Raw genomic sequence first — 11,212 nt, 5'->3', positions numbered from 1 at the left:
TGGATCGCGTGTTTCGTCGATGGTGCCGACCAACGGGTTCGAAACAAATTTATAGCCGTAGTTCTGCAAGGTATTGCCTCATGGAAAATTAGTGAGGTTTACGAAATGGGCCTGTACTGAACCAGGCAAACGGGCGGCTCTATAGTAGAATATAGCGGTGAGGCTTCTTTGGTGAACATACCAATAATTGCGCAGACGGCTCAGCGAAGCCGCGAATTATCGACTAATTACGCTTATGAAACAGCGCTGGAACCGACGGACATTTTTGGCGAGAACAAGTGCCGCTACACTGGCTGCACTGGCTGCCGGGGCCCCTATACCGAGTCTGTTGTCGGGCTGTAGCCGAATCGGAAAAACAGCCTCCGTGCCAGGAACGGCCGATACCGTGATTCTGCTCTGGATGGCGGGAGGAATGGCCCATACCGAAACCTTCGATCCCAAAAAATATACGCCTTTTCAGACGGGTATGGAGGGCAACCGGGTGCTGAGTACATTCAAATCGGTGCCTACCGTGATCGATGGGATTCATTTCTCCGACGGTCTCCAGGCTATCGGTAACGTTATGGATAAGGGTACGCTGATTCGATCGTATGTTGCCGCCGACATGGGACATATCCTGCATTCGCGGCATCAATACCACTGGCATACCTGCTACGAACCACCACAAACCGTGGCCGCTCCGCACATAGGGGCCTGGATTGCCAAAGAGCTGGGCCCCAAAAATCCGGTAATTCCGGCCTTCATCGATATTGGCCAGCGGTTTACAGTAGGAGAGGGCGAAGAGTTAAAAGCATTCCATACGGCAGGTTTTCTGGGCAATGAATTTGGGCCCTTCTTCATTCCCGATCCGAGTCAGGGACTGGAAAGTGTGCGCCCGCCAGTTGGGATGGATGCCCGCCGGTTCGAACGGCGGAATCAGCTATACAATGACCTGATCAGCAATAGTCCGCTAGGGGAGTTTGGCAGCGATTACCAGAAAGAGTCGCTGCGTCGCTCGATGGAGCAGGCCTATCGATTGCTGAATTCGCCTGAAGCCAAAGCCTTTGACCTCAGTACGGAGCCTAAAGCGAGTTACGATAGCTATAATACCGGACGGTTTGGGTTAGGATGCCTGCTGGCCCGTCGACTCACCGAACAGGGAGCCCGGTTTATCAGTGTCACAACTGAGTATGAACCTTTCAAAGGCTGGGATACCCACGAGAATGGCCATACGCGCCTGGAAGCTATGAAAAAACAGATCGATGGCCCCATTGCGCAGTTGATCAAAGACCTCGACAAAACCGGCCATCTGGAGCGGACGATGGTGATTGTGGCCAGCGAGTTCAGCCGTGATATGATGGTGGAAGGGCGTCCCGATGCCAAAGTACTCGAACAGGTTAATCAGCCTGATATCCTGTCCGATCTGAAATTCTACGGAATGCACCGGCATTTTACCGACGGCTGTTCGGTGCTTATGTTCGGGGGCGGCATAAAAAAAGGATTTGTTTACGGCAAAACCGCCGACGAACGACCCTGTAAAACCATTGAAAACCCCATTCGTATTGAAGGAATTCACCAGACCATTTACCATGCGCTGGGTATTCCGCCCGATACGCAGTACGAAATTGAAAAACGACCCTTTTACACTACGCCCGATGGAAAGGGCAAAGCGGTGGCGGACCTGCTGGCTTAATTGAATGGCTGGTTTTTCCGGCGAGCCGATTTGTCTTTGACTCCACTGCTGTCGGCAACGGCCTGTTTAGAGGGAGTCTGTTCATTCGCCGAGCCTATCGGCGAAGCCGCCCGGTTCTTATGCGTAGTGGGTGGAACATACATATACGCACGGGAAGCTCCTTCGTCGTCGATAGTCATGCTGTTTGGATTGGTAGTCGCCGGGCGCTGGCCTTCCGTCAGGTAGCCGGTCCCTGTTGATGCCGTTGAGCCGCCACTCTTTCCGCCCGTAGTCGACTGCGCCCAACTTGTTTGAGCAACGCCTATTGTCAGCAGCAGGCTGGTAGTCATGCATATCGTTTTCATAGTTGTATCCATTTTGGTAGAACCCGCGGTTCAACAACATAGCGTTGAACCACCCGTAGGTAGTAAACCAGAAAATTCAGCATAAGTTTTCAGGAGCGTTGGCAATGTTAAAAGAACCAACGGACAAAATTCTATGTTTTCAGGACAAAATTCTTAGCTTTGCCCCATGATCGTTCAAGACCGCACCGCTCTCGTATTTTCGGCGCTCAAAGGTGTGCCCGCAACTCGGTTCTTCGAGATTGCTGACCTCACTGGCTATAAACGCGAACAACTGGCCGAAGTATTCGATACTTCGCTGAAGACTTTTCAGCGTTATGAGCGGGAGAAGAAAAAACTCAATCCGCAGGACAGTGAGAAGGTGCTGAAAATTATGGCTCTTTTTCAGACCGGAGAATCTGTATTCGGGTCGGCCGATGCATTCCGGCGGTGGATGGATAAACCCGCTTACGGACTGGGCAGCCAACTGCCCTTCGATCTGCTGCATACATCCGGCGGCATCGACCTGGTGATGGATGAACTAATTCGGATCGAATACGGCGACCTGGCCTGATTGGTTCGGCGCGCGAGTCGATGATTTTATGGGCGAGAATGAAGCCGATTGGGTAGCTATTGGCAGGGGATGATCGTCTAAGGAAAAATAGATTGTAACACTCCCCTCCATGAAACAACAGAATTTTTCGAATCACGCCCGTTTCGTTCCGGGATTTCATTTGCTTACGTCGGCCTTAATCCTGTTTCTGCTCGTTCTGGCCATTGTGAACCTGGTGGAGGTTGCGGGCGACCCTCACTGGATGATCGCCGGTCTTTTTCCGTTAGGGGTTGTGGTTGCGCTGGGGTTATTATTTTTCTATACTCGTCAGTTTCCGAACAAGGTTCAGGATCGGGCAATACGGGCGGAGGAAAATCTGCGCCATTATGTGCTGACGGGTAAACTGCTGGACCAGCACCTATCCGTAGCGCAAATCATCGCGCTGCGCTTTGCATCGGATGCCGAGTTTGTTGCTCTGGCCAGTCGGGCGGCAGCGGAGAATATGAGTCCGGACGAGATAAAAAAAACTGTACAAAACTGGCGTGCCGATCATCATCGGGCGTAAGCTTGATCGGACCGCCTGCATCACCCGTTGCGAATGGTTGTGTATCGAATAACCAAAGCTGTGTATGCCGACCGGTTAGTGGCGTCGGGTGGGGCTGCGCGCTGGAATGCCCGTGGACAGTTTGTGCTCTACACAGCGGCTACCCGCGCCCTGGCCTGCCTGGAAAACGTGGTTCACCGCAGCGGAGAAGGATTACTCGATCTGTTTCGGGTGATGGTGATCGAAATTCCCGATGGCCTGCTGGTAGAAACCATTGACCCGGCTAAACTGCCGGCCGACTGGTTTGCTTTTCAACAGTATGTTATCTGTCAGCAATTGGGTGCCAACTGGCTGCAGCGTGGAACGTCGGCGGTGTTGCGGGTTCCGTCGGCTATTATTCCCAATGAATGGAATTACCTGCTAAACCCTGCTCATCCCGATTTTTCCCGAATTCGACTAGTTCGAACGGAGCCATTCACGTTTGATCCCAGGATTAAATCATAGCCAATCGGCTTTGGTGACCGGGCTGATTATTGAGCTAAAAAGGACTGCTGGAAAGTATGTTTGAGATGAAATAGAATTGTATTTCATCTGGGTAATAGCCCGTTCAGGAATCAGCGATTATTCGGGCTGCATCTGGTACTATTTTAGGGTATCTAAGCCACTTTAGGCAGTTTTCACGGGATTATTTCGCTTTTGTCCTGAAAAATTTGTATATTTGTCTATAGAGCGGTTCACGGATAGAGCGTGAATCGGAATAGTAATTTTCTGCGAAACTCCAACTTGAACATGGCGGACGAAAATCCCGACCTCGAATCCCCCAGTAACATCATTCCCATCAACATTGAGGACGAAATGCGCGGTGCCTACATCGATTATTCGATGTCGGTTATCATTTCGCGTGCGCTGCCCGATGTGCGCGACGGTCTGAAGCCGGTGCACCGCCGGGTCTTGTTCGGAATGGCTGAACTGGGCGTTAACTACAACAAACCTCATAAAAAATCGGCCCGTATTGTGGGCGAGGTATTAGGAAAATACCATCCACACGGCGATGCATCCGTATACGATACCATGGTTCGTATGGCCCAGGACTGGTCGCTGCGGTATCCGCTCGTCGACGGTCAGGGAAACTTTGGTTCAATCGATGGCGACTCTCCCGCAGCCATGCGGTATACTGAAGCGCGGCTGAAACGGATTGCGGAGGAGTTGCTGACCGATATTTATAAAGAAACGGTTGACTTTCAGCCTAACTTCGACGACTCGCTCGAAGAACCAACGGTGCTCCCGGCTAAACTGCCCAACCTCTTGCTGAACGGTTCGTCGGGTATTGCCGTCGGGATGGCGACCAACATGGCTCCGCATAATTTGACCGAAGTTGTGAATGGTATTATCGCCTATCTGGACGATAACGAGATTACGGTAGAAGATCTGATGCAGTATGTGAAAGCGCCGGATTTCCCGACCGGAGCTACCATCTATGGCATGGAAGGGGTTAAATCGGCCTTTAAGACCGGACGTGGGCGGGTGGTAATGCGGGCAAACGCGACCATTGAAGAAAATCGGGGCAAAACCCAGATTATTGTAACGGATGTGCCGTATATGGTGAACAAAGCCGTAATGCTTGAAAAAACGGCCGAACTCATCAATGAGAAGAAAATAGAAGGGATCACGGCTTTTCGGGATGAATCGGATCGCGACGGCTTACGGGTTGTTTATGACCTGCGTAAAGATGCCATTCCGAACGTTGTTCTCAATAACCTCTATAAACACACGGCACTTCAATCGTCGTTCAGCATCAACAATGTTGCGCTTGTGAAAGGGCGGCCGATGTTGCTGAACCTGAAAGATATGATGAAGTACTACGTCGAACACCGATTCGAGGTAGTAACCCGCCGTACGCAGTATGAACTCCGTGAGGCCGAAAAACGGGCGCATATTCTGGAAGGGCTGCTGATTGCACTCGATCACATCGATGCCGTTATTGAATTGATTCGCTCATCGCGCGATCCGGAAGTTGCCAAAACAGGATTGATGGAGCGTTTTCAGTTGAGCGATGTGCAGGCCAAAGCAATTCTGGAAATGCGTCTGCAGCGTCTGACCGGTCTGGAACGGGATAAATTACAGGCCGAATACGATGAACTGATGCGCGAAATTGCCGAATACAAAGCAATTCTGGCGAGTGAGGAGCGCAAACGCGAAGTGATCAAAGAGGAACTGATTGATCTGCGGGCACGCTATGGCGACGAACGTCGTACGCAGATCAATGCGCTGGGCGATGGTAATATCAGCGATCTGTCGCTGATTGCCGATGAGGATATGATCATTACCATCTCGCACGAAGGCTACATCAAGCGGACACCAACCACCGAATACCGGTCGCAGAGTCGGGGAGGAGTGGGGGCTAAGGCCGCTGCCACCAAAGAGGAAGATTTTACCGAGCACCTCTTTACGGCCACGATGCATAATACGTTGCTGGTGTTTACGAAGAAAGGCCGGCTTTACTGGTTGCCGGTTTATGAGTTACCCGAAGGATCGCGTACGTCGAAAGGACGCCCCCTGGCCAACTTTATCAATATCGAATCCGATGATAAGGTACGGGCGGTGATCAATGTGACGGACCTGAAAAATGAGGACTACATCAACAATAATTACATTGTGATGTGTACCCATAAGGGCACGATCAAGAAAACGATGCTGGAAGCGTTCTCGCGTCCGCGTCAGAGTGGTATCATTGCCATCACCATTGACGAAGGGGATCAGTTGATTGGCGTGTGCCTGACCAATGGCGACAACGATATTGTGATTGGGTCGAGTGCGGGGAAAGCCGTACGGTTCCACGAAAGCCGGGTACGGCCCATGGGGCGGACGGCTGCGGGTGTTCGTGGAATTTCGCTCGATGAGGACGATGCGACCGACCATGTTGTGGGTATGGTTTGTATTGCATCGGCGGAGGCTCAACTCCTGGTCGTTTCCGAAAAAGGATACGGTAAGCGATCCGATATCGACGAGTACCGGATTACGAACCGGGGCGCTAAGGGGGTCGGGACGCTGAAAGTGACCGATAGAGTTGGGCGGCTGGTAGCCATTCTGGATGTATCGGATAGCGACGATCTGATGATTATCAATAGATCGGGTATTGCCATCCGGACCCCGGTTAGTGCCCTCAGTGTAATTGGTCGCAATACGCAGGGCGTTCGGCTGATCAGCCTGCGCGATGGTGATGAAATTTCGTCCGTTACTAAAATTAAGCAGGAGGAAGTCGATGACACTTCTGCCGAAGAAACCCCGGAAAGTGCTGAATAAGCTGACAATAAGCGACTAAGTAGAGCCGTCTGTGCTGATATCTTTCAGCGGGGCGGCTCAAACAATTTATAGTTGGTCATGCTTATACAGACAGATTCCGTAATTTCGTTCCTGAATATTAAAACACAACCCCATTTTACACATGAAATCAGTTTTTGTAGCTCTCGTTGCGTGTTGCCTGTCGGTAGGAGTACATGCTCAGAACCAGGGTGGAGCAGCCTCTACCTTAGACGCAGCCGCTATGGATGCGACTCAGAAAGATAAGGACAAAAGCGACAAAGCGATTACCGATGAGAAAGCATCGGCTAAAGCTAGTACATGGATGGATCGGGCTAAAACCTATCAGACCATTGCCGCACAGTATATCAAGCTTGATTCGGCGGCTGCGACTACAGCGTATGAAGCCTATAATAAGGTAATTGAACTGGATAAGGATAAGAAAGGTGGTCCGGGCCGGTTGGCCAAGGAAGCGCAGGAAGCCCTGAAAAGCCCAGCCCTCTATAGTGCATTTATGCAGCAGGGCGTGGCTAAATTTCAGAATAAAAACTTCCCGGATGCGGTGAAAGCGATGTCGATGGCGGGAGAAATTAACCCTAAAGATACCCTGGCCCCCTTGTATACGGCAATCGCTGCTCAGCAGATAAAAGACAATACCACGGCTAAAACCCAACTGGAAAAGTACATGGCTGCGGGGGGGAAAGATGCTACGATCTACGGATCACTGGCTATGTTATACAGTGCCGATAATGAAATTGATAAAGCACTGGCTACGCTGGATAAAGGCATAGCTATGGACCCTGGCAACAAGGATCTGGCCAATGAGAAGATCAATATCATGCTGCGGACCAACCGGATGGATGAGGCTGTACAGGGGATGAAAGCTATGGTTGAGAAAGATCCAAACAACGTTCAGAATCTGGTGAATCTGTCGATCATTTATAACAACATGGCCGACAAATCGAATCAGGAAATTCGGAAACTGGAATCAGAAACCAAGAAGAGCGGAAATTCAGAAAAAAAACTGGCGGATGCTAAAGGAGTACAGGATACCTATACCAGTGAAGTAACCCGGTTGAGTGGCCTGATTAAAAAACAGCCCAAGAATGCGGAGTTGAAGCGTCAGTTGGCTGATGTGCAGAAGCGGTTAACGGAACAGAAAGCGACTGTTGCCCAACTGGAAGCTGACGCCAAGGCGGCTGCTGCCGATGCATCGGCCAATGCCGACAAAGAGAAGCAACTGGCGGAGTATAGGAGCAAATATGCTGCTGACAAGAAAATGGAAAAGGAGTATCTGATGAAAGCCATCGCTGTCGATCCTAATAACTACGATGCCAACTTTAACCTGGGCGTATTTTATTACAACGAAGGGGCTGAGTTGAACAAGGGGCTGGCTGCCATGGATATGAAAGAATATCAGGCAAAAGGAAAAGAGATCGAAGGAAAAGTATGTGGCAAGTTCAAGCTCGCGTTACCGTATTTTACGAAAGCCAAATCGATCAAAGATGAACCCGAAGTAACGGATAATCTGACGAACCTGGAGAATATTCTGAAGCAGTACGAAGAGAAGAAAGTAGTTTGTACAGAATAGATAAATGAGGGTCGGTGAGAATCGACCCTCATTTTAGAAAACCTTACTTAACATAATATAAATTATATAACAATTTGTATGCTGCTGATTTCTGTGTACAGTAAATTGGTAAGCTTATGTATATTAACATAAATAATGGATAGTCATTCATCTAACTGGTTGGTGTAGGCAAGTAGATTTGTAGTGCCAAATAACAAAACTGCCTATGCTTCGTAAAGATAAGGCTCTAAAGCTAATCGAGATCTTCATCACTTTCCCAGCAACAAGTGCTGGTCAGGCTGGCCGTGGTAAGTCGTCAATGGGCTGATTCTTTGGCCTAAAAGCGCACGTGGTCATCAATCAATCAACTTTATGATTACGCCCGGTACTGTGTCAGAGGGCAGTGCTTTGGCGACCGAGCCCGCCAGGCGGTTATCGAACAAAGCTGTTTGCTGAATTTTATCAGCGAGGGCTTCAGTTAGTCCACCAAGGTTGGACGCCGGATGAAAAATCTGTCGATTGTTTCGGGGCGGCCTGTGCGGGCCGAGTAAGACAAACCTGGTATGCGGCTACTAGGCAAATGGAAAAAACGAGCATCCAGACTGACTGCGGTAGACATACTCAGCAATTCGCTGAATCGACCTAACAGACTCTCACGTCAGTTGGGTCGTTCCCTATCTGGCTGGTTAGGACTTCCCGTCGCCTTTCGGGGGGGGCCAGCTTTCGCTTCTTGAGTCCTCCTCTTCCCACCGCATTGTCATCTATCGTTAGGTATGGATGGCCCATAGCTGGTTTGAAGATGACCAATAAAGTGAATGAAATAAGGAGAATTAATACGGGGCCAACAAATAAGTAGTGTTTAGCATGAAATTATATGAGAAGCCTTTAATCATTAGTATCACCGTACGAAATTCTGTACTGTTGTGTCGATCTGTATAATTAATCGGGTGGTCGAAATGGAGAATCAAAATGGCATTGATCTCAGTTCTTTCCACACATTATCCACAAGTTATCCACGTGGAACACTAAAGTATTGCTTTACAACGAGTTAGGGCAAAAACTGCCAAAATGAGGTATAAAAGGCGTTTTTAGCCGTTGAAAACGTGCTGCCAATGGGCAAATTTCTTACATTAAGTAATACTTTATGACAAAAAAAAGAGGTTCCATAGCGTGTACACGTCACGGAAATCAGGAGGTATAATAACGACTTGTTAACCTGTTAAATGGGGTTAAAAATTATTTTTATTAAGTCTAAATAAATATTTATAAAAAATAGTAAACCAAATGAGTTGCCTTCATGACTAAATGAGCTGGCAGAATGTCATAGTTGTGCAGCTGGGAGAAATTCCCGGAATGAGCCATCTGAATAAAAAATAAGAATTCGTTCTACCTTCTTTTCCGCAGTGGCTGTAGCAGAGTCCTCAAGCGGCACCGCTGATGCGGTACTGGCTAATGGAGCACTGGGAGGAATTTCGTTGCGTTGGCTACGAGCGCCGATTGGTTGAGTGGTTGCGTAAGAGATGCGGGGCGTAAACGGATCCGGTTTTTCTACTGTAGATCGAGTAGAGGGACGACTGGAAGGATAACTCGAGCCAGTGGGTTGCGCTGTGGCAGGACTACTCTCCTCTTCCATAATCCATTCATAGCCTAGCTCTGGAAACCGACGGATTATTTTTTGGATAATATCAAAACTGGGTCTGTTTCGGCCAGAAAGAATATGCGAGATACTGGAGCGCTGAACGCCTATTTCGTCTGCGAAATAGGAAGGAGTCAGGTTCTTATCGATCAGAATCTGTTTAATTTTGTCATTTATAGTCATATGTTTTCGGATAACCATAGCCTTTGATACAAATATACATGTAAATATAAGATATTTTAAATTACATTTGTATTCAATGTAAATAAATAAACCGATTGATGATTGTCAATCGGTTTATTTATTTACATGCGTATGTGTCAGATTGTACTACACAAAACTAAACAGATACATTGTTATCGCGTAGCGCATCGTTGAGTGATGTTTTTAAATCCGTAGATTCTTTTCGCTGGCCGATAATAATAGCACAGGGAACATGAAATTCGCCTGCCTGGAATTGTTTAGCATAGCTTCCGGGAATCACCACCGAATTAGCAGGAACGAATCCCTTATATTCGACGGGTTTAGCACCGGTTACGTCGATAATTTTAGACGAGCCGGTAATTGTTACCCCGGCTCCCAACACAGCCCGTTTGCCAATATGAGCTCCTTCAACCACAATACAGCGTGATCCGATAAACGCACCGTCTTCAACGATAACCGGTGCAGCCTGGGGTGGTTCCAGTACACCACCGATTCCAACTCCCCCACTTAGGTGAACATCTTTGCCAATCTGGGCGCAGCTCCCGACAGTTGCCCAGGTATCAACCATTGTACGCTCATCGACATAAGCTCCAATGTTTACATAAGAAGGCATCAGAATAACGCCGGGAGCCTGGAAAGAACCATACCGCGCTACGGCAGGTGGAACAACCCGAACTTTTGCTGTTTCGAAATCAGATTTTAATGGAATTTTATCGTGGAAAGTAAAAATGCCACTTTCCTCAATTTTCATTTGCTGACTGATAAAATAAAGGAGTATGGCTTTTTTTACCCATTCATTCACGGTCCAGCTACCGTTTTCATCCGTTGGTGGATTGGCCACCCGGAGCACTCCCCTATCTAATTGATTTATTACGTCCCGAATTGTCTCCAGTGATTTCGGGTTATTCAGCAACGCTCGGTTAGCCCAGATTTCGTTGATTTGACTCGTCATTTAATTGAAGTAAAAGTTAATTTAAAATACTATAACTATCTGAATATCAATAATTTATTTTTTTGAACAAAATTATATTTTGTCGTATAAGAATATTATAGTTCAGTAGCTGCATGACCTTTCAAAGGTAAAAAGAACACACGTATAGTTGAAATATATCCGCTTTATTTTTGAAAAATATTTTGATGTGTACCGTCTACAGGCATGTATAAAGCATAAATGATGCCATAGACTCCATAAGCCAGTTCCTGGATCTACTATCTACTTAATGCGGAAGAAATCGGGCGATTGTTTCATGGATAGCCAAAGAGAAAGGCAGCAGGCTACTGTACTACCTTGCTTTATCAGAGAAGTCCAAGAGCAGATACTGGCGCCCTTGCTTGGCGTTTACGGTTAGATAAATATATAGCGTACTGGATAAACATTATGCTATGGGACCTGACAAGATGGGCCTGGTAAGA

Annotated in this window: 9 protein-coding genes; 6 read left to right on the top strand and 3 right to left on the bottom strand. The window is 48.1% G+C overall.

Annotated elements, in window-relative coordinates; genetic code table 11:
* Positions 1-235: 235 nt before the first annotated feature.
* Positions 236-1,672 carry a DUF1501 domain-containing protein gene (locus WBJ53_RS15850; RefSeq protein WP_338877129.1) on the top strand — a complete coding sequence of 479 codons (1,437 nt, stop codon included), beginning with the start codon at positions 236-238 and terminating at the stop codon, positions 1,670-1,672.
* Here WBJ53_RS15850 and WBJ53_RS15845 read toward each other — a convergent pair.
* Positions 1,669-2,016 carry a hypothetical protein gene (locus WBJ53_RS15845; RefSeq protein WP_338877128.1) on the bottom strand — a complete coding sequence of 116 codons (348 nt, stop codon included), beginning with the start codon at positions 2,014-2,016 and terminating at the stop codon, positions 1,669-1,671. The two genes, WBJ53_RS15850 and WBJ53_RS15845, sit on opposite strands and share 4 nt — an antisense overlap.
* 166 nt (positions 2,017-2,182) lie before the next feature.
* Here WBJ53_RS15845 and WBJ53_RS15840 point away from each other — a divergent pair, with 166 nt between their 5' ends.
* From WBJ53_RS15840 to WBJ53_RS15820, 5 genes are all read left to right on the top strand, one after another.
* The gene (locus tag WBJ53_RS15840; protein ID WP_338877127.1) at positions 2,183-2,566 is read left to right on the top strand and encodes an antitoxin Xre/MbcA/ParS toxin-binding domain-containing protein; all 384 of its coding nucleotides are present in this window, start codon (positions 2,183-2,185) and stop codon (positions 2,564-2,566) included.
* A gap of 109 nt (positions 2,567-2,675) precedes the next feature.
* Positions 2,676-3,110 (top strand): DUF6526 family protein, encoded by a 435-nt coding sequence (locus WBJ53_RS15835; protein ID WP_338877125.1) that lies wholly within the window; start codon positions 2,676-2,678, stop codon positions 3,108-3,110.
* A gap of 33 nt (positions 3,111-3,143) precedes the next feature.
* Complete coding sequence (locus tag WBJ53_RS15830) at positions 3,144-3,593, top strand: RES family NAD+ phosphorylase (protein WP_338877123.1); 450 nt, start codon at positions 3,144-3,146, stop codon at positions 3,591-3,593.
* A gap of 285 nt (positions 3,594-3,878) precedes the next feature.
* Entirely contained in the window at positions 3,879-6,392 is a 2,514-nt protein-coding gene (gene gyrA / locus WBJ53_RS15825; protein WP_338877121.1) for a DNA gyrase subunit A, read from the top strand.
* A 142-nt stretch (positions 6,393-6,534) separates the two neighbouring features.
* A complete protein-coding gene (locus WBJ53_RS15820) occupies positions 6,535-7,980 on the top strand; it encodes a tetratricopeptide repeat protein (RefSeq protein WP_338877120.1) in 1,446 nt (481 codons plus the stop codon).
* Positions 7,981-9,280: 1,300 nt separating this feature from the next.
* On the opposite strand, the gene WBJ53_RS15815 is transcribed toward WBJ53_RS15820, so the two are convergent.
* Positions 9,281-9,778, bottom strand: a complete 498-nt coding sequence (locus WBJ53_RS15815; protein ID WP_338877119.1) for a helix-turn-helix transcriptional regulator — start codon at positions 9,776-9,778, stop codon at positions 9,281-9,283.
* 157 nt (positions 9,779-9,935) lie between these two features.
* Entirely contained in the window at positions 9,936-10,751 is an 816-nt protein-coding gene (locus tag WBJ53_RS15810; RefSeq protein WP_338877118.1) for a 2,3,4,5-tetrahydropyridine-2,6-dicarboxylate N-succinyltransferase, read from the bottom strand.
* Positions 10,752-11,212 lie beyond the last annotated feature (461 nt).

Source organism: Spirosoma sp. SC4-14, assembly GCF_037201965.1.
In the GTDB taxonomy this organism is placed as follows: Bacteria; Bacteroidota; Bacteroidia; order Cytophagales; family Spirosomataceae; genus Spirosoma.
The sequence above is the reverse complement of the archived record's forward strand: the minus strand, read 5'-3'. Positions and strand labels throughout refer to the sequence as shown.